19 protein-coding genes are annotated in these 17102 nt (G+C 69.6%); 10 read left to right on the top strand and 9 right to left on the bottom strand.

The features are described from left to right. Positions 1-141: 141 nt before the first annotated feature. The 8 genes from ACIBVQ_RS28300 to ACIBVQ_RS28265 form a co-directional block, all read right to left on the bottom strand. Positions 142-903, bottom strand: coding sequence for an ABC transporter permease (locus ACIBVQ_RS28300; protein WP_399181096.1), 762 nt, complete (start codon positions 901-903; stop codon positions 142-144). A 9-nt stretch (positions 904-912) separates the two neighbouring features. Continuing rightward, positions 913-1677: an ABC transporter ATP-binding protein gene (locus ACIBVQ_RS28295; RefSeq protein WP_352014979.1), complete on the bottom strand. Its 765-nt coding sequence runs from the start codon at positions 1675-1677 to the stop codon at positions 913-915. Next, positions 1677-2078 (bottom strand): DUF1048 domain-containing protein, encoded by a 402-nt coding sequence (locus ACIBVQ_RS28290; protein WP_352014980.1) that lies wholly within the window; start codon positions 2076-2078, stop codon positions 1677-1679. The genes ACIBVQ_RS28295 and ACIBVQ_RS28290 overlap by 1 nt, the downstream gene beginning before the upstream one ends. Positions 2079-2080: 2 nt before the next feature. Continuing rightward, positions 2081-2410, bottom strand: a complete 330-nt coding sequence (locus tag ACIBVQ_RS28285; protein WP_352014981.1) for a PadR family transcriptional regulator — start codon at positions 2408-2410, stop codon at positions 2081-2083. A 96-nt stretch (positions 2411-2506) separates the two neighbouring features. After that, complete coding sequence (locus ACIBVQ_RS28280) at positions 2507-3685, bottom strand: FAD-dependent oxidoreductase (RefSeq protein WP_399181093.1); 1179 nt, start codon at positions 3683-3685, stop codon at positions 2507-2509. Continuing rightward, positions 3682-4260 (bottom strand): TetR/AcrR family transcriptional regulator, encoded by a 579-nt coding sequence (locus ACIBVQ_RS28275; RefSeq protein ID WP_399181091.1) that lies wholly within the window; start codon positions 4258-4260, stop codon positions 3682-3684. The genes ACIBVQ_RS28280 and ACIBVQ_RS28275 overlap by 4 nt, the downstream gene beginning before the upstream one ends. 442 nt (positions 4261-4702) lie before the next feature. Further along, the gene (locus ACIBVQ_RS28270) at positions 4703-5266 is read right to left on the bottom strand and encodes an RICIN domain-containing protein (protein WP_399181089.1); all 564 of its coding nucleotides are present in this window, start codon (positions 5264-5266) and stop codon (positions 4703-4705) included. Positions 5267-5404: 138 nt separating this feature from the next. Then, complete coding sequence (locus tag ACIBVQ_RS28265) at positions 5405-5863, bottom strand: MarR family transcriptional regulator (RefSeq protein WP_362915580.1); 459 nt, start codon at positions 5861-5863, stop codon at positions 5405-5407. Positions 5864-5930: 67 nt separating this feature from the next. Here ACIBVQ_RS28265 and ACIBVQ_RS28260 point away from each other — a divergent pair, with 67 nt between their 5' ends. From ACIBVQ_RS28260 to ACIBVQ_RS28225, 8 genes are all read left to right on the top strand, one after another. Then, a complete protein-coding gene (locus tag ACIBVQ_RS28260) occupies positions 5931-6458 on the top strand; it encodes an SgcJ/EcaC family oxidoreductase (protein ID WP_399181086.1) in 528 nt (175 codons plus the stop codon). A gap of 558 nt (positions 6459-7016) precedes the next feature. Then, positions 7017-8267 (top strand): 6-phospho-beta-glucosidase, encoded by a 1251-nt coding sequence (locus tag ACIBVQ_RS28255; RefSeq protein WP_386194827.1) that lies wholly within the window; start codon positions 7017-7019, stop codon positions 8265-8267. After that, entirely contained in the window at positions 8261-9211 is a 951-nt protein-coding gene (locus tag ACIBVQ_RS28250) for an N-acetylglucosamine kinase (RefSeq protein WP_399181084.1), read from the top strand. Before ACIBVQ_RS28255 ends, ACIBVQ_RS28250 begins: the two co-directional genes overlap by 7 nt. Positions 9212-9296: 85 nt before the next feature. Continuing rightward, positions 9297-10706, top strand: coding sequence for an N-acetylglucosamine/diacetylchitobiose ABC transporter substrate-binding protein (gene ngcE, locus ACIBVQ_RS28245; protein WP_362779654.1), 1410 nt, complete (start codon positions 9297-9299; stop codon positions 10704-10706). Positions 10707-10709: 3 nt separating this feature from the next. Next, the gene (locus tag ACIBVQ_RS28240) at positions 10710-11615 is read left to right on the top strand and encodes a sugar ABC transporter permease (RefSeq protein WP_362779651.1); all 906 of its coding nucleotides are present in this window, start codon (positions 10710-10712) and stop codon (positions 11613-11615) included. Position 11616: 1 nt separating this feature from the next. Next, positions 11617-12447 carry a carbohydrate ABC transporter permease gene (locus ACIBVQ_RS28235; protein WP_352014991.1) on the top strand — a complete coding sequence of 277 codons (831 nt, stop codon included), beginning with the start codon at positions 11617-11619 and terminating at the stop codon, positions 12445-12447. Then, positions 12447-13634, top strand: coding sequence for an ROK family transcriptional regulator (locus ACIBVQ_RS28230; RefSeq protein WP_362915589.1), 1188 nt, complete (start codon positions 12447-12449; stop codon positions 13632-13634). Before ACIBVQ_RS28235 ends, ACIBVQ_RS28230 begins: the two co-directional genes overlap by 1 nt. A gap of 3 nt (positions 13635-13637) precedes the next feature. Beyond that, positions 13638-14393 (top strand): PIG-L family deacetylase, encoded by a 756-nt coding sequence (locus ACIBVQ_RS28225; protein ID WP_362915591.1) that lies wholly within the window; start codon positions 13638-13640, stop codon positions 14391-14393. A gap of 4 nt (positions 14394-14397) precedes the next feature. Here the strand turns inward: ACIBVQ_RS28225 and ACIBVQ_RS28220 are convergent, their stop codons facing one another. Then, positions 14398-15297, bottom strand: a complete 900-nt coding sequence (locus ACIBVQ_RS28220) for a LysR family transcriptional regulator (RefSeq protein ID WP_399181081.1) — start codon at positions 15295-15297, stop codon at positions 14398-14400. 131 nt (positions 15298-15428) lie between these two features. On the opposite strand from ACIBVQ_RS28220, the gene ACIBVQ_RS28215 reads away from it, so the two are divergent. Both ACIBVQ_RS28215 and ACIBVQ_RS28210 read left to right on the top strand, forming a co-directional pair. Beyond that, a complete protein-coding gene (locus ACIBVQ_RS28215; protein WP_362779642.1) occupies positions 15429-15911 on the top strand; it encodes a cupin domain-containing protein in 483 nt (160 codons plus the stop codon). Positions 15912-16204: 293 nt separating this feature from the next. Then, on the top strand, positions 16205-17044 hold the full coding sequence (locus tag ACIBVQ_RS28210; protein ID WP_362915595.1) for an SAM-dependent methyltransferase: 840 nt from the start codon (positions 16205-16207) through the stop codon (positions 17042-17044). Positions 17045-17102 lie beyond the last annotated feature (58 nt).

The raw sequence follows: 17102 nt of genomic DNA, 5'->3' as shown, positions 1-17102 counted from the left end.
GGGGACCTGTTCACAGCCTGGTGTTCGTCTCGCGTGAATCTTCTGAAGTTCTCCGGCCGGCGACGCGAGACGCGCCGGGGAAGTGCTGTTTCCCGCTCAGGGGAACCGCGTCGCGACCCTCCTTCCTGTCGTTGACACGGCCTAGGCGATCTTGCGGCGGTAGGTGTTCATCGCGAAGAGGTAGGCCACGGCGAGGATGCCGACGCACCAGCCCAGGGCGATCCAGATGTCCGTGCCGACCGGCTGCTCGGTGAACAGGGCGCGGATGGCGTTGACGATGGAGGTCACCGGCTGGTGCTCGGCGAAGGCGCGCACGGGGCCGGGCATGGTTGCGGTGGGGACGAAGGCCGAGCTGAGGAAGGGCAGGAAGATCAGCGGGTAGGAGAAGGCGCTGGCGCCCTCGACGGTCTTGGCCGACAGACCGGGGATGACGGCGATCCAGGTCAGGGCCAGGGTGAACAGGACCAGGATGCCGGCGACGGCGAGCCAGGCCGTCACGGGGGCGCTGGAGCGGAACCCCATGGCCAGTGCGACGAGCATGACGACGGCCAGGGAGATGAGGTTGGCGACCAGGGAGGTCAGCACGTGCGCCCACAGGACGGCCGAGCGGGCGGTGGGCATGGACTGGAAGCGTTCGAAGATGCCGCTCTTGAGGTCCGTGAAGAGCCGGAACGCGGTGTAGGCGATGCCCGAGGCGATGGTGATGAGCAGGATGCCGGGCAGCAGGTAGTTGACGTAGGAGTCGGTGCCGGTGTTGATCGCGCCGCCGAACACGTAGACGAACATGAGCATCATGGCGACCGGCATGATCGCGGTGGTGATGACGGTGTCCACGCTTCGGGTGACGTGGCGCAGGGATCGTCCCAGCAGAACGGCGGTGTCGCCGAGGAAGTGCCTGGTCATGGGGGGTTCCTAGGTGTTCGTGCCAACGAGGGTGAGGAAGATCTCCTCCAGGGACGGCTGCTTCTCCACGTATTCGACCTTGGCGGGCGGCAGCAGCCGCTTGAGGTCGGCGAGGGTGCCGTCGACGATGATGCGGCCCTGGTGGAGGATCGCGATCCGGTCGGCGAGGTGTTCGGCCTCGTCGAGGTACTGGGTGGTGAGCAGGACCGTGGTGCCCTGGGCGGTGAGGTCCCTGACGGTCTGCCAGACCTCCAGGCGGGCCTGGGGGTCCAGGCCGGTGGTGGGTTCGTCGAGGAAGATGATCGGCGGGTCGCCGATGAGGCTCATCGCGATGTCGAGGCGACGGCGCATGCCGCCGGAGTAGGTGGCCGCCCTGCGTCCCCCGGCGTCGGTCAGGGAGAAGCGGCGCAGCAGGTCGTCGGCGACCTGGGCGGGGTTGGCGAGGTGGCGCAGGCGGGCGACCAGCATGAGGTTCTCCCGGCCGGTGAGGATCTCGTCGACCGCGGCGAACTGCCCGGTCAGGCTGATCGACTCACGGACGTTCGCCGCCTGGGTGGTGACGTCGAAGCCGTTGACTCGGACGACTCCGGCGTCGGGCTTGAGCAGGGTGGACATGATCCTCACGGCGGTGGTCTTGCCCGCGCCGTTGGAGCCGAGCAGCGCGAAGACGCTGCCCCGCGCCACCTCGAAGTCCACGCCGCGCAGGACGTGCAGGTCCTTGTAGGACTTCCGCAGGTCCCGCACCTGGATGGCGGGGGTTTGTTGTGTCGTCATCAGACGGTCCTGTCCTTCTCCCCCGCGGCGCGGGCGACGGCGTCGGTGAAGCGGTTGCGCTCGCGGGCCCGGTACTGCCCGGCCGGGTAGTTCTGGATGAAGGCCTCGACGAACTCCACGGGGTCGTCGCCGAAGACGTCGCGGATCGGGGTTCCGTCCGACACGCTCTGTTCGAACAGGTCGGCCAGGTCCTCGTACATCTCCATCGCGCCCGCGCCGTCGACCGGGCCGAAGTGCATCAGGTAGCGCTCCAGCGCCTCGACCGCGATGCGGTAGTTCTCGGGAAGCTGCTTGATCCGTGCCTTGTACTGCCGGTAGCGCTTCTTCTCCTCCAGCGACCCGGTGACGACCTCCAGGTACTTCAGGTAGCGGCTCTTCGACTCGTCCGGTTCTCTGGTCATGTCTAGTTGCTCCCTTCGCGGAGTTGTTCAAGCCTTTCGGCGAGGAATGCCCAGGTTCTCCAGAACTCGTCGAGGTACTCCCGCCCCTGGGCGTTCAGGGAGTACACCTTGCGCGGCGGCCCCTTCTCCGAGGGGACCTTCGCCACATCGACCAGGCCGCGCTGTTCGATCCTGACCAGCAGTGCGTAGATGGTGCCCTCGGCGATGTCGGAGAAGCCCTGTTCACGCAGCCATGCTGTGATCTCGTAGCCGTAGGCGGCCCGGGTGGAGAGGATCGCCAGGACGATGCCCTCCAGTGTTCCCTTGAGCATCTCCGTGGCCTGTTTGCCCATGGAGTGCCCCCTTTCAGCTACTCGATACTGCTAAGTACCAGTAGAAAGTAACACTGACTACCGGTACTTAGCAACACCAAATAGCTCAGACCGTGGTCACCCCCGCAGACCGCCTCCGGCGCGGGTGACGATGAGCCCATGTCCACCGGCGGTGAGCGAGTTGAGAAACAGCCGGTCAGCGCCCGGCAGGGAGGCCAGACGGAGCATCCAGTCACGTGCGGCGATGCGCAGCCCGCTGGAGGGCGCCATCCACTGGATGAACCGGCGACCGAACGCCTGCACCTCCTCGATGGCCGGCCGTACCCGCCTCTGGTAGGCGGCCAGCGCGTCCGGGACACGGGCCGCTCCGGCCGTCGCCAGTTCGTCGGCGAGCACCCACGCCCCGGCCATCGCCATGGACGCGCCGTGCCCGGCGAACAGGGACACCGCCTGGCAGGCGTCCCCGAGCAGGGCGACCCGTCCGGTGCTCCAGTGCTCCATGTCGATCTGGGTCACCTGGTCGCAGTAGATCTCGGCGGGGTCCGGGCAGCGGGAGAGCGCCTCCGGCAGGATCCAGCCGAGGTCGCCGTAGGTGTGCCGCAGCCAGGCGGCCGGGTCTTCGGGCAGGGTGGGGTCGGGCTCGCGGCACAGGAACAGCAGCGCGAGCCGGTCTCCGCGTAGCGCGTAGGCACCGGCCATCCGCCCCGGCACGGTCAGCATCTGGTAGCGCGTGCCGATCTTCCTGCTGAGCGCCTCGTCGTCGATGACGTAGGCGGCGACCCGGTGACCGAGGTAACGCACGAATCCGCTCTCGGCGCCGAAGGCCAGCTTCCTGACCTGGGAATGTGCTCCGTCCGCGCCCACGAGGAGGTCGACCTCGCGCCGCGTGCCGTCGGTCAGCTCCACGGTGACGCCTTCGCCGTCCTGCTCGATGCCCGCGACGCTGGTGCCGTACGTCACCGGGGCGCGCACGCCGTCGTGGACGGCACGGACCAGGTCGGTGCGCAGCAGGCTCACCACCCGGTTGAAGGACTCGGGCATGACCAGGCGGCTGGTCCGCCGCCCGACACGGTCGACGTAGCCGAGTTCGTTGACCGGGTAGCGGGCCTCAAGCAGGCGGGGGGCCAGGCCCATCCGCTCGGCCACCTCGTATCCCGGCCCGTAGAAGTCGATCATGTATCCGCCGTCCCGGAGGGCGGGGGCGCGTTCGACCACCTCGACCTGCCACCCCATGCGCTCCAGGTGCCAGGCCAGGGTGAGCCCGGCGATTCCCGCGCCGCAGATGAGCGTCCTCATCGCCCCTCACTCCCCGCGTGCCCGTCCGCCCGCAGCATGGCCCGCAGGGGACCGGCGAGCGCGGCGACGTCCATGGCGGGATCGAGGCTGTGGTGCAGCACCAGGCCGTCCAGGGTCGCCGCGAGCAGGACGGCGGCGGCCTCGGCGTCGCCGGTGTGGCCGCGGGCGCGCAGCCACGAGACCACGCACGCGCGGAAGTCGTCGATCATGTCGCGGAGCCGGGCGCGGAGCTCGGGGAGCCTGCCGGAGGCCAGGTGCGTCTCCACGATCAACAGGGAGGCGGGGTCCGTGCCTGTGTAGCCGGACAGTTCGCCCAGCAGCCAGTCGAGGCCGCTCTCGACGTCCGGCTGTTCGGTCAGCCGGTGCGCGACCTCGCCGAACAACGCGCCGGCGAACGCGGTCGAGGCCTCGACCAGCAGGTCCGTCACCGACGCGAAGTGGTAGTGCACCACACCCGGAGCCACCCCGGCGCGTTCGGCGACCATCCGTGTGGTGACGCCGCCCCAACCGACCTCGCCGATCAACGCCACCGCGGCGTCGAACAACCGCTGCCTGGTCGCTCGACCTCGTTCCACCGACTTCTCCACCGTCTCCCACTCCTTTGGACATAAGACTTGGACAATCGACTTGGACAGTTGCCCAAAATATACATCCCAAGCCGCCGGCGCGGCGGAGAGGAGCGAGGCCGATCAGGTGCCGTGAACTGATCCTGCGGGCCAGGACGGACGCCGAACGCAGCCTCGCCGACCACGAGGAACCGGCCCGCACCGTCGCCGTCGAGGACGCGGGCTCACCGGACCTGCCATACGCCATGACCACCATCTCGGCCGGAAGACACAACACCCGAGCCCTCATCGCCTGGACCGACGAGGCCCTCACCCTGCTCGACGGAGCCTCCTGACGGCCCCTCCCCGGAGCAACGAAAACGGCCCGCCTCCTCGCTCACGCGTGTGATGCGCTGCGGAAAATCAGGAAGCGGGCCGTTTCACCCTCCTCAGGAGGGGAGTCCTGCGGGTCTTACTCGTTCACGGGCACGAACTGCCAGCGCTGGGTGTCGGACCCGTTCGCGCCGCGCAGCGCCACATCGCCGCGTGGAACCACCGGGGGCTCGACGTTCCACAGCAGGTCCTCGTTGGGCGCCTTGACGACGAAGGTGCCGCCGCCCGCCGACTCCACGGACCAGGTGGTCGGCTGACGGTTGGTGATGACCGGCTCCCCCTCCTCCGACCGTGACACCGAGGCATAGACGGCGGCACCGCGGGTGAGGCTCAGGCCGACGTTCTTGATCGTGAACCCGCCCTGGACCCGGGTGACCTCCCACAGCTCGAACGGTCCCGGATTCTCCCGGGTGCTGGAGACGAAGACCGCGTTCCCCTCGTTGTATGCCCGCAGCGAGCTGTGGGAGGCCGTGTTGACGATCCGGTAGACGTTCGCGGCGGCGGCCAGGGGCTGGGTGCCGTCCGCGGCGGCGTTGGCGGTTGCGCCCAGGCTGCTCATCGCCCAGGAGCCGAGCAGCAGCATCGCGGCCACCGCCATCCTTGCGAGGCCACGCCCGCCACGGGTCCGGTAGGTCCTTCCCATGCCACTCCCTCTCTGTAGTCGATCAACTTCGGAGGGTGACATCGTTCCAACAACGACGGGCCGGTCACAACGGGCCCGTCGGAGCAGAGGACTGATCCCCCACGGGCAGGCATGACTCACCGGAAGGTGAGGCCCGACTCAGGAGAGGGCCCTGACCCGGGCGGCCTGATCCTCCTGGACCCTTCGGGCGGTACGCAGGAAATCGAGGATGACGGCCAGCTGGTCCGGCTCGTACTCCCCCAGCGCCTGGGCACCCGCCCGGCCGACCGGGACGAAGATCTCAGCCTCGGCCGAGCGGGCGGCGTCGGTCGCGGAGACCAGGACCCGGCGACGGTTCTCCGGATCCGTGGAGCGGGCCACCATTCCGGCGCGCTCCAGCCGGTCGATGACCGTGGTGGTGGCCGCCGGACTGAGCTTCAGCGCGAGGCTGAGCGCGCCCGCGGGCACCGGGCCCTCGGCGAGCACCACGTCGAGGCAGCGCAGGTCGGTGCGGTTGAGGCGCAGCCGGGCGGCGGCCGCCTCGTCGAAGGCGTCGAAGCTCTGCTGCAGCCGCCGCAGCTCCGTCGCGATCTCTCCGATGACAGCTTGTTTCGACATTCGAAGCTTTCTGTTATCGTACATTTCGTTCGTCGAAACGACGATATCACGTCACGGAGGGACCCCCATGCGCTCGACCATCCTCACCGGCACCGCTTCCAGCCCGCGAACCGACGACACCGCCGAGATCGAGAGGCTCTTCGCCGACTTCCTCGCGGCCTGGACGGCGGGCGACGCCCAGGCGTTCGGCGCGCTGTTCACCGACGACTCCGACTACGTCTCCTACGACGGGACCGTCGCCCGTGGCCGCCGGGCCCACCAGCACAACCATGACAAGCTCTTCCGCGGTGTCCTGGCCGACTCCGCGCTGGTCGGCGACCTGGAGTCGATCCGCTACCTCACCCCGGACGTGGCGGTCGTGCACGGTACGGCCTCCGTCCTGATGCCGTGGCGGTCCGCCCTCCCCACGCGGCGGCTGTCGCGGCAGACCGTCGTCGTGGTGCGGACGGAAACCGGCTGGAGAATCGGCGCCATTCACAACGGCCGCGTCCGCCCCATCGCCGTTCCCGAGCCCGACGCGTTTCCTTCGAGGATGTCCCGGCTGATGTCGCGTGTCGCGCGCCGATTCGGCGTCGGCCAGAACCGATCCCGCTAAAGGACATTGTTTCCGCTGCGTTTCCGCTGCTCAGAGCAGGTGCCCGAGGGTCGGCGGCGAACGCGCGCCGAGTGCGGGAAACGCGGGGAAACCCCTGGGGAAAGCCCGGAGAAGATCCCGGAAAAAGCTCAGAAGGCTCGGCGAAGACGCCCTCGGCGGAATTCTCCCGGTCGTCGATCACGCCCTCGTCCCGCGAAGGGAAAAGGACGGACCGGCTTTCTCCCATGACGCGAGGCCCGGGACGTGGACCACCGGCCTCCCAGCGCGACGGCTCCAGGACGTGGACCACCGGCCTCCCAGCGCGACGGCTCCAGGACGTGGACCACCGGCCTCCCGGTGTGACGGCCCGGGACGTGGATCACCGGCCTCCCGCCACAGCGCCCCAGGACGCGGATCACCGGCCCCGGCACGGCGTCCTGGGATGTGGATCACCGCCGACGCTCCCGGCGCGCCGCAAGCCGATGTCATGTATTGACTGGATGCTCCCCTTCTTCCTAGATTTGTCCAAAAGTTAGGAAAGTTTCCTAACCTACAAACCGGAAGATCGGAAGGACGCCAGTGAAACTCGCCGTTGTCGGAGGCGGTTCGACCTACACGCCGGAGCTGATCGACGGGTTCGCCCGCCTGCGTGACGAGCTCCCGTTGACCGAGATCGCGCTCGTCGATCCCGACGCCTCCCGCCTTGAGCTGGTCGCGGGGGTCTCCCGCCGCATGCTGGCCCGGGCCGGGCACCCCGCCGAGGTCGTCGCCACCTCCGACCTCCAGCGGGGTGTCGAGGGCGCGCAGGCCGTACTCTTCCAGCTCAGGGTGGGCGGCCAGGCGGCACGCGACGTCGATGAGACGTTCCCGCTGGCGTGCGGCTGTGTCGGACAGGAGACCACCGGCGCCGGAGGCCTGGCCAAGGCCCTGCGCACGGTGCCGGTCGTGCGCGACCTGGCGGCCACGGTCAGGGAGCACGCCCCGGAGGCCTGGATCGTCGACTTCACCAACCCCGTCGGCATCGTGACCAGGGCGCTGCTGGACGACGGGCACCGTGCGATCGGGCTGTGCAACGTGGCGATCGGCTTCCAGCGCCGCTTCGCCGCCCACCTCGGCCTGGCCCCCGAGCGGGTCCGGCTCGGCCATGTCGGGCTCAACCACCTGACCTGGGAGCGCGCGGTGTACGTGGACGGCGAGAACGTGCTGCCCAAGCTGATCGCCGAGCACGGGCAGGCCATCGCCGACGACCTGCGCCTGCCGCTGGAGCTCATCGAGCGTCTCCAGGTCGTGCCCTCCTACTACCTGCGTTACTTCTACGCCCACGACCTGGTGGTCGAGGAGCAGCGGACCCGGCCCTCCCGGGCCTCGGAGGTCGCGGCGCTTGAGGAGCAGCTGCTCAGGCTCTACGCCGACCCCTCCGTCGACACCAAGCCCGAGCAGCTGGCCAAGCGCGGCGGGGCCTTCTACTCCGAGGCGGCCGTGGCGCTCATCGCCTCGCTGCTCGGCGACCGCGGCGACGTGCAGGTGGTCAACACCCGCAACAACGGCACGCTGCCCTTCCTGTCCGACGACGCGGTCGTCGAGGTGCCCGCGAAGGTCACCGCGGCGGGAGCCGTACCGTTGCCGGTCGAGCCGGTCGAGCCGCTCTACGCGGGCCTGATCGCGGGCGTGTCCGCCTACGAGGAGCTGGCCCTGCAGGCGGCGCTGTACGGCGGGGCGGACCGGGTGCGCAACGCGCTTCTCGCGCACCCGCTGGTCGGGCAGGAGGCGATCGCCGCCGAGCTGACCGAGCTGCTGCTGGAGAAGAACAGCGGGTACCTGTCGTGGTGAACGTGCTGGCCGTCGACGGCGGCAACAGCAAGACCGACGTGGTGCTGCTGAACGAGCTCGGCGAGATCCTCGCCCGTGGCCGGGGTGGCCCCTTCGCGCCGCAGAGCGAGGGGGTCGGGCCCGCGACCGACGTCATCGAGAGGGTGGTACGGCAGGCGATCGGGTTCACCGGCCGGGCCGACCACCTGGTCACCTTCCTGGCCGGGGTGGACCTGCCCGAGGAGGAGCGGGCGATCGAGGCCGAGATCTCGGGGCGCGCGCTGGCCAGGGACGTCGTGGTGCGCAACGACACCTTCGCCCTCCTGCGGTCGGGGGCGTCCGGCCCGTGGGGGGTCGCGGTGGTCTGCGGCGCGGGGATCAACGCGGTCGGCGTCGCGCCGTCGGGGCGGGTCGCCCGGTTCCTGTCCCTGGGGGCGATCAGCGGCGACTGGGGCGGCGGTCTCGGCCTGTCGTCGGAGACGCTCTGGCACGCGGCCCGCGCCGAGGACGGCAGGGGAGCCCCGACCGGGCTCGCCGAGCTGGTCAGGTCGCACTTCGGCGCGGACACGGTCGAGCGGGTGGTGATCGACCTGCACCTCGGCGCCCTGGAGCGGGAACGGCTGCTTGAGCTGACGCCGGGGCTGTTCAGGGTGGCCGCGGACGGCGACGAGATCGCCCGTGGGCTGGTCTCGCGGCTGGCCGACGAGGTCGCCACGATGGCCCAGGTCTGCCTCACCCGGCTCGACCTGCTCGGTACGCCGACCGAGGTGGTCCTGGGCGGGGGCGTGCTGCGGGCCCGCGATCCGCTGCTCACCACGCTGCTCGACGAACGGTTCGCGGCCCGCATGCCGCTGGCGGAGCGGGTCGTCGCCGAACTGCCGCCCGTCGTGGGCGCGGCGTTGAGCGCCCTGGATCACATCGGCGCAGGTGAGGACGCGAAAGCCCGGCTGCTCGGGCAGTTCTGAACTCTTGACGGGTTGAGGAGAGGCGACCTATAGTCGGCCGCTAACCGTCTGGAAGGTATCCGGACGGTTAGCGCCAGGAGGAAGCATGTCCCTCAGCCGCCGCGAAGTCCTGCGCGGGCTCGGTCTCGCCGCGCTCGCCACCCCTCTCGCCGCCTGCGCGACCGCCGGTCGCGAAGCCGCCCCCAGCCCCACCGCCTCCGCCGCCGCGACCTCAACGAACAACCCGCTCGGCGTGGACGCCACCCGGCGGCTGGAAGTCGTCATCTTCAGCGGCGGCAACGGCGACAAGTACGCCGTGGACCTGCACGAGGCCGCCTACCGCAAGGCGTACCCGAAGGCCGAGCTCAAGCACGTCGCCACGCAGAAGGTCGGCACCCAGCTGCGCCCCCGCTTCATCGCCGGTGACGTGCCCGACGTGGTCAACAACTCGGGCCCCGAGGCGCTCGACCTGCAGTCGCTGGTCCAGGAGGGACACCTGGCCGACCTTACCCCGCTCTTCGAGGCCCCCTCCCTGGCCTTCCCCGACAAGAAGGTCAAGGACACCCTCGTCGGCGGCGCCTACGAGAACTCGCTGATCGACGGCGTGCCGAGGGTCCTGCAGTACACCGTGGCCCACCGCGCCCTGTGGTACAACGCCAAGCTCTTCGAGTCCAAGGGCTGGACCGTTCCCAAGACCTGGGCGGAGTTCAACACCCTCGGCGAGGAGGCGAAGAAGGCCGGGATCACCCTGTTCGCCTACCCCGGCCAGGTCGGCCCGTTCTACCAGCTGTGGAACCTCGTCTACAGCGCCGCCAAGGTCGGCGGCAACAAGGTCATCATCGACATCGACAACCTGGCCGACGGCGCCTGGACCGCCGAGCCGGTCCGGCAGGCCGTCGCCGCCTGGGCGCAGATCCAGAAGGACTACGGCGACAAGGCCTACTTCGGTCTCGACCACACCCAGACCCAGATCAAGCACCTGCAGGACAAGGTCCTGTTCTACCCGTGCGGCTCCTGGCTGGAGAACGAGATGGCCAAGGACAAGCCGGACACCTTCGAGTACGCCATCGCCCCGGTGCCGAGCATCACCGCCGCGGACGCCCTGCCGTACGAGGCGATCATGATCGGGGTCTCCGAAGCCTTCTTCGTCGCGGCCAAGGGCAAGAACCCGCAGGGCGGCCTGGACTACCTGCGCATGATGCTCTCCAGGGAGGGCGCGCGCGGCTACACCGAGATGACCAAGAACCTCACCATCGTCAACGGCCTGGTGGACGGTCTGCAGCTCACCTCGGCGGTCAACAGCGCCGCCAAGGCCCAGGAGGCCGCCGGGAAGAACACCATCACCGACGCCCGCTTCGAGACCTGGTACAAGGAGCTGTTCGACCACGGCCAGACCCAGACCAACTCGGTCATGGCCGGTCGCATCACCGCCGACCAGTTCTGCGAGAACATGCAGAAGAAGGCGGACGAGCTCAAGGCCGACTCCTCCATCGCCAAGCAGAACCGGACCGTCTGACCGATGAGGCGGCACGGCTTCGTCGCGGGATTCCTGCTCCTTCCCGTCGTTCTCTACGGCATCTTCGTCATCAGCCCGTACGTGCAGGCGTTCCAGATCGCGCTGACCGACTGGCGGGGAGTCTCGGCCAAGCTCAACTTCGTCGGGCTGGACAACTTCCGGCGGATGTTCGGCAACGAGACCTTCTGGCAGGCGATCCGCAACCACGCGGTCCTGCTCGTCGCCATGCCGCTGGTCACGGTTCTCCTCGCGCTGCTGTTCGCCTACCTGCTGAACGTGGCGGGTGGCTCACGCGGCGGCACGATGACCGGGGTCAAGGGCTCCGGTTTCTACCGGGTCGTCTTCTTCCTGCCGCAGGTGCTCGCGGTGGCGGTGGTCGGCGTGCTGTTCAAGGCCGTCTACCGCCCCGACGCCAGTGGCGTGGTCAACGGCGCCCTCGTCAAGCTGGGCATGGAACCGATCGGGTGGCTGACCGACCAGAGACTCGCGCTCTGGTCGATCATCGCCGTCATGGTCTGGCAGGCGGTCGGTTTCTACGTCGTCCTCTTCTCCGCGGGGATGGCCGCCATCCCGAAGGACGTCTTCGAAGCGGCCTCCCTGGACGGCGCCAGCCGTACCCGGCTGTTCTTCTCCATCACCCTGCCGCTGCTCTGGGACACCGTCCAGGTCGGCTGGATCTATCTCGGGATCGCGGCCTTCGACGGCTTCGCCCTGGTCAACGTGCTCTCCATCGAGCAGGGCGGGCCGGACGGCGCGACCACGGTGCTGGCCACGGAGATCTACAAGAACGCCTTCGGCTACTCGCGGTTCGGCTACGCCTCGGCGCTCGGTGTGGCGCTGTTCTTCCTGACCCTCACCTTCGCCGCACTGACGATGCGGGTCACCAGGCGCGAGAGGATCGTCTACTGACATGGGCCGCAAACTCTTCGGAGGTCTTTCGCAGGCCATCCTCGCGGTGTGGGCCCTGCTCATCATCGCTCCGCTGATCTGGACGCTGCTGGCCTCCTTCAAGAGCAACGGCGAGATCTTCGGCGACGCCCTCCAGCTGCCGGGCGAGCTGCGCTGGGACAACTGGGCGCGGGCCTGGGAGCGGGCCAACGTCGGCCGGTACCTGCTCAACACGGTGATCGTCGTCTTCTTCGGCGTCGCGGGCACCATGTTGCTCAGCTCCATGGCCGCCTACGTGCTGGCGAGGTTCAAGTTCCCCGGCAACCGGCTGATCTACTTCCTGTTCGTTTCGGGCATGGCCTTCCCGGTCTTCCTCGCCCTGGTGCCGCTGTTCTTCGTGGTCGACGGGCTCGGGCTGCTCAACACGCACGTCGGGCTGGTCCTGGTCTACATCGCCTACTCGCTGCCCTTCACGATCTTCTTCCTCACCTCCTTCTTCCGGGGGCTGCCCGACGCGGTCGCCGAGGCGGCGATGATCGACGGCGCCTCCTACACCCGGACCTTCTTCCAGGTCATGCTGCCGATGGCCAAGCCGGGGATGGTCAGCCTGACCATCTTCAACGTGCTCGGCCAGTGGAACCAGTACCTCCTACCCCTGGTGCTGCTTCCCGGAGACAAGAGCAACTGGGTCATCACCCAGGGCATCGCCGACATCTCCACCATCGCCGGATATGAGGCGGACTGGCCGGCCCTGTTCGCGGCGCTCAGCATGACCGTTCTGCCGGTGGTCGTGGCCTATATCGTCTTCCAGCGGCACATCCAGTCCGGGCTGACGTCAGGAGCAGTGAAGTAGTGTCCACCGGGAACCCCACCGTCTTCAGAACCCTCAACGAACGGGCGGCCCTGGAGCTGCTGCTGCGGCACGGCTCCCTCACCCGCGCCGAGCTGGAGTTCCACACCGGGCTCTCCAAGGCCTCCGCCGCCGAGGTGCTGCGCCGCCTGGAGAACGGGCGCCTGGCGCGCAAGGCCGGCACCAAGCCCGGCAACGCGGGCCCCGCCGCCCAGCTCTGGGAGTTGAACGGCTCGGCCTCCTGGGTCGCGGGCCTGGACCTGACGGCACGCGCCGTCGAGGTGTCGGTCTCCGACCTCACGGGTGAGGTCCGGGGCGGCCACCAGGCCGAGGCCCCCGGCGAGGGCACCGACGCGGTGGCGTTCCTGACCGAGGCCGTGCAGGCCGCGGCCCACGACGCCGGGGTCACCCTCGACGACCTCGACCAGATCGTGCTGGGTGTCCCCGGTGTCGTCGAGGCCGGCGGCCACCGGCTGAGCCAGGCGGTGCAGCTGTCCGGCTGGTCGCACCTCGACGACCTCGGTGACCTGCGCGAACAGCTGGGCACCGAACGCTTCCGGCTGGAGAACGACGTCAACCTGGTCGCGATCCGCGAGCTTGAGGAGCACAAGGGCAGTAGCTTCGTCCTGTTCTGGGTGGGAAGCGGAGTCGGAGCCGGAGTCGTGCTCAACGACGTCCTGTGGCGCGGCGTCACCGGGCGCGGCGGTGAGGTCGGCTCGGTGACCGTGCCCGACCCGGTCAGCCGAGGGCGGCTCTACGGCCCCGACGGCGGCCCGCTCGGCGCGCTGCTCGGTACGGCCCCGCTCGCCGAACTGGCCGCAGCGCACGGGCTTGAGGTCGAACCCACCCTGCGCGCGGTCACCGAGCTGCTCCGCGCCGAACCCCCCGCCGAATTCCTCGACGACGTCGCCAGGCGGGTCGCGCTCGGCGTGACCGCGGCCGTCGGCGTACTCGACCCCGGCTACGTCGTCCTCGGCGGCCCTGTCTGCACGGCGGCCGGGGAGCCGCTGCGCTCCCGCGTCGCCGACCTCCTGGTCCCCACCGGTCTGGCGCCCGTCACCGTCGCCGTCAGCCGCGTCAGCGGCAACGCCGTACTGGAAGGCGCCGTCCGTCACGCCCTCGACCTGGCTCGTGAGCAGGTCTTCCACGCCGGTACGGCAGGCCGTACCGGACCCGTCAACGAAAGCTGAGAAATGTTGCGCACCCTGGTGATCGCCGCCCACCCCGACGAACCCGAGCTCTACGCCGGTGGCATCTCCGCACTGCTGTCCAAGGCCGGGCACGCGGTGAAGTTCCTGACGCTCACCAACGGCGACGCCGGACACCACGAGCTCGAACGGGCTCCGCTGGCCCGCCGCAGGGCGGAGGAGGGCTGGCGTGCGGCCGACGCCCTCGGCGTGGTCAACTACGAGATCTTCGACGTGCATGACGGCCTTCTTGAGCCGACCGTTGAGCTGCGCCTTCAGGTGATGCGGGAGATCCGTGCCTGGCGGCCCGACCTGGTGATCGCCCTGCACGCCGACGGCTCCGGCCACCCGGACAACCGGGCCGCCGGGAAGCTGGTCGAGCAGGCCGTCGAACTTGTCACCGTGCGCAACGTCGAGTGCGGCAAGCCCCCGCTTGAGCGGCAGCCGGTCTGCCTGCTGATGACCGACTACGCCTCCGACCCGGTGCACCGGGACGACGTGGTGGTGGACGTGACGCCGGTCGCGCAGGCCAAGGTGGACGCCTGCCTCGCGCACGCCTCCCAGTTCCTGGAGTTCGGCCCGTTCCAGCGCGGTCTTCTGGACCGGGTTCCTCCGGCCGACGACGTGGACGCCTGCCGCGCCTTCGTCGGCGAGTACTGGCCGGGCCACCTGTCGACGGAGACCTTCCAGTTCGCCCCGTACGGCAGGCGGGCCGACACGGCCGAACTGCGGCGGTTGCTGCCGTTCGTCCAGAACCTCTGACCCTTCAACCGGCGTCGTCCGGCCTCTCGTCGTGTGCGACGCGGGTCAGGCTGTGCAACAGGTGGCGCAGGGCGGGAGTCGGTGAGCCAGGGGGGACGGCCAGCGAGGTGGTCAGCCGTGGTCCGGCCAGCGGGCGGATGGCGACCCTGGGGAACTCCGGCAGCCCCGCCACCTCGTAGAAGACGGTCCAGGACGGGGCTCCGGCTCCGATGTGGGCGAGGGTCTCCTGGAGGGTGGTGAACGGCGGTCCCGGCGGCGGTGCCACCCCGGCGTCCCGGCAGGCTCCGGTGACCAGGTCGTGGAAGGGCGGATTGTCCTCACGCGCGGCGAGCCGGAGCGGAAGTCTCGCCAGGTCCTGGAGCCTCGGCTCGGCCGAGCGCGCCAGCCGATGCGCGGCGGGCAAGACCACGTACAGCGGATCCGTCCAGACGGGAAGCAGTTCGAGGCCGGGCGCCTCGGTGAGCGCCCTGACCAGGGTGGCGTCGAGCTCGCCGGTGCGGACCGCGGACAGGCGGGCGAGCAGGGGGAGCCGGCGCAGCCGGACCTGTAGCCGCGGCGCGACGGCGGCCAGCTCGTTCAGGGTGCGGAAGACCCGGTCGCCGGGGCCCTGCACGATCCCGAGGCGCAGGACGCCGTCGATGCCCGCGCCGATGTCTGCGGCCACCTGACGTGTGCGGCGCACGGCGGCGAGTACGGCGCGCGCCTCGGGCAGCAGGCGTTCACCGGCACCGGACAGGTGCACATGCCGGGTCGAGCGGTCGAACAGCGGCACACCGAGTTCGCGTTCGAGGCGGCGGATCTGCTGGCTGACCGCCGACTGCACGATGCTGAGCCGTTCGGCCGCCCTGCCGAACCCGCCCTCCTCGGCGACCGCAACGAAGTACTCCAGCTGCCGCAGCTCCATCCGTGCCCTCTGATTCATCTCGATCGGTGATCACTGCACGTCATAACCGCTTCTGGTTCACGGCTTCTTCCTGGACTCCAATGGGTTCCGATCCCGGTCCCTGTTTTCGGGAGAACTCATCAGGAGTCCACATGACCGTCACCGGTTCACCCGCCTTCGTCATGCCCGCCGACGCCGCGGAGGTCGTCGACCTCCCCGCGGGTGGCGCGTTCACGCTGCTCGCCGACGCGAGCCACACCGCGGGCGCGCTCGGCGCCAACCGGCTGAGGCTGGGGAGGGGACGCGACGGCGCCCGCCTCCATTTCCACTCCCGCTCCACCGAGCTGTTCCACGTCCTGGCCGGGGACATGGAGTTCCTCCTGGGGGATGAGCGGGTGACGGTCTCCGCGGGCGGGCTGGTCGTCGTGCCGCCGTGGCTGCCCCACGCGTTCGGCGCGGCGCCCGGCTCCGAGGCCGACGTGCTGTCCGTTCTGACGCCGGGGGTCGAACGCTTCGGATACTTCCGGCGGCTGGGACGCGTCCAGCACGGGCTGGAGCCCTTCGACGGCCTGTTGTCCGAGCAGGAACGCTACGACGTCCACTTCGTCGACGAAACCGGCAGGGACGTCCGATGAGCACCCTCGTGGCCGGGCCGCGGTTCGGGACGCTGTCGACGGCTCTCCGGCTCGGAGGTCGGCACCCCGGCCCCCGCCGTCGCCGCGCTGGCGGTGGTGTTCGTGCTCGCGGCCGGAGGGCAGGCGGCGCGTTGGTGGCCGTCGCGGTCTTTCCACTGGTCGCCGCGGCTCTGGCCTTCGTCATTCGATCTTCACCCGAATTCCCCTTCCCAGGGGGAGGGAAAGGTGGGATACGAAGGGGTGAACCGTGATTCGTGGACGAAAGACGATCTTGAGTGCGCGATCATGACACTATGGCAGGAGCGAGTGGAAGGCAGTGGTCACAGATGTCGGACGCCCCCCAGGACCGGATCGCCTCGGTCGATCTGCAGACCAACCGGCCGCACTCGGCCCGGGTCTACGACTACATCATGGGAGGCAAGGACAACTTCGCCCCTGACCGGGAGACCGCGGCCAAGGTGCTGGCCGACTGGCCCGGGCTGCGCACCTCGATGCTGGCCAACCGGGCCTGCATGCACCGGATGGCCCGTCACCTCACCGGCCTGGGCGTACGGCAGTTCGTCGACATCGGCACCGGCATCCCCTCCTCGCCGAACCTGCACCAGGTTGTCCAGGAGACCGCGCCGGACGCGCGTGTCGTCTACGTCGACAACGACCTCATCGTGCTGTTGCACGCGCGTGCCCTGCTGACCGGCACGCCCGAGGGGCGCATCGCCTACATCCAGGCCGACATGCGCACCCCCGAGGCGCTTCTCGGTGACGCCACGCTCCACGAGGTGATCGACTTCTCCCAGCCGGTCGCGCTCACCCTGATCGCGATGCTCCAGTTCGTCGAGGACGCCCAGGGGGTGGTGGAGTCGCTCCTCGAACCGCTCGCCCCGGGCAGCCACCTCGCCATCACCATCCCGACCGGCGAGCTGGCCCCCGAGTCCGAACGGCTCGCCCGCGAGTACACCGAGCGCGGCATCCCCATGTATCTGCGCGGCCGTGCCGAGGTCGAACGGCTGTTCTCCGGCCTGGAACTGCTCGACCCTGGGATCGTCCCGATGCCGCGCTGGCACCCCGCCCCCGGCGAGCAGCCCCTCCCGGACACCGCGACCAACATGTACGCCGCGGTGGGCCGCAAGCCCTGACCGGGCATCGGCTGACGGTGCCGACTCGTACGGCGACGGCTCGCCGTACGAACTCGCG

Source organism: Streptosporangium sp. NPDC049376 (assembly GCF_044466505.1).
Classification (GTDB): domain Bacteria; phylum Actinomycetota; class Actinomycetes; order Streptosporangiales; family Streptosporangiaceae; genus Streptosporangium.
Note: the sequence above shows the minus strand (reverse complement) of the source record. Positions and strands in the feature narration are given on the sequence as shown.

Excerpts from the sequence above, each read along its gene's own strand:
- ACIBVQ_RS28300 (WP_399181096.1), bottom strand. The coding sequence starts at position 903 with ATGACCAGGCACTTCCTCGGCGACACCGCCGTTCTGCTGGGACGATCC.
- ACIBVQ_RS28295 (WP_352014979.1), bottom strand. The coding sequence starts at position 1,677 with ATGACGACACAACAAACCCCCGCCATCCAGGTGCGGGACCTGCGGAAG.
- ACIBVQ_RS28290 (WP_352014980.1), bottom strand. The coding sequence starts at position 2,078 with ATGACCAGAGAACCGGACGAGTCGAAGAGCCGCTACCTGAAGTACCTG.
- ACIBVQ_RS28285 (WP_352014981.1), bottom strand. The coding sequence starts at position 2,410 with ATGGGCAAACAGGCCACGGAGATGCTCAAGGGAACACTGGAGGGCATC.
- ACIBVQ_RS28280 (WP_399181093.1), bottom strand. The coding sequence starts at position 3,685 with ATGAGGACGCTCATCTGCGGCGCGGGAATCGCCGGGCTCACCCTGGCC.
- ACIBVQ_RS28270 (WP_399181089.1), bottom strand. The coding sequence starts at position 5,266 with ATGGGAAGGACCTACCGGACCCGTGGCGGGCGTGGCCTCGCAAGGATG.
- ACIBVQ_RS28265 (WP_362915580.1), bottom strand. The coding sequence starts at position 5,863 with ATGTCGAAACAAGCTGTCATCGGAGAGATCGCGACGGAGCTGCGGCGG.
- ACIBVQ_RS28260 (WP_399181086.1), top strand. The coding sequence starts at position 5,931 with ATGCGCTCGACCATCCTCACCGGCACCGCTTCCAGCCCGCGAACCGAC.
- ngcE (WP_362779654.1), top strand. The coding sequence starts at position 9,297 with ATGTCCCTCAGCCGCCGCGAAGTCCTGCGCGGGCTCGGTCTCGCCGCG.
- ACIBVQ_RS28240 (WP_362779651.1), top strand. The coding sequence starts at position 10,710 with ATGAGGCGGCACGGCTTCGTCGCGGGATTCCTGCTCCTTCCCGTCGTT.
- ACIBVQ_RS28235 (WP_352014991.1), top strand. The coding sequence starts at position 11,617 with ATGGGCCGCAAACTCTTCGGAGGTCTTTCGCAGGCCATCCTCGCGGTG.
- ACIBVQ_RS28225 (WP_362915591.1), top strand. The coding sequence starts at position 13,638 with ATGTTGCGCACCCTGGTGATCGCCGCCCACCCCGACGAACCCGAGCTC.
- ACIBVQ_RS28220 (WP_399181081.1), bottom strand. The coding sequence starts at position 15,297 with ATGGAGCTGCGGCAGCTGGAGTACTTCGTTGCGGTCGCCGAGGAGGGC.
- ACIBVQ_RS28215 (WP_362779642.1), top strand. The coding sequence starts at position 15,429 with ATGACCGTCACCGGTTCACCCGCCTTCGTCATGCCCGCCGACGCCGCG.
- ACIBVQ_RS28210 (WP_362915595.1), top strand. The coding sequence starts at position 16,205 with ATGGCAGGAGCGAGTGGAAGGCAGTGGTCACAGATGTCGGACGCCCCC.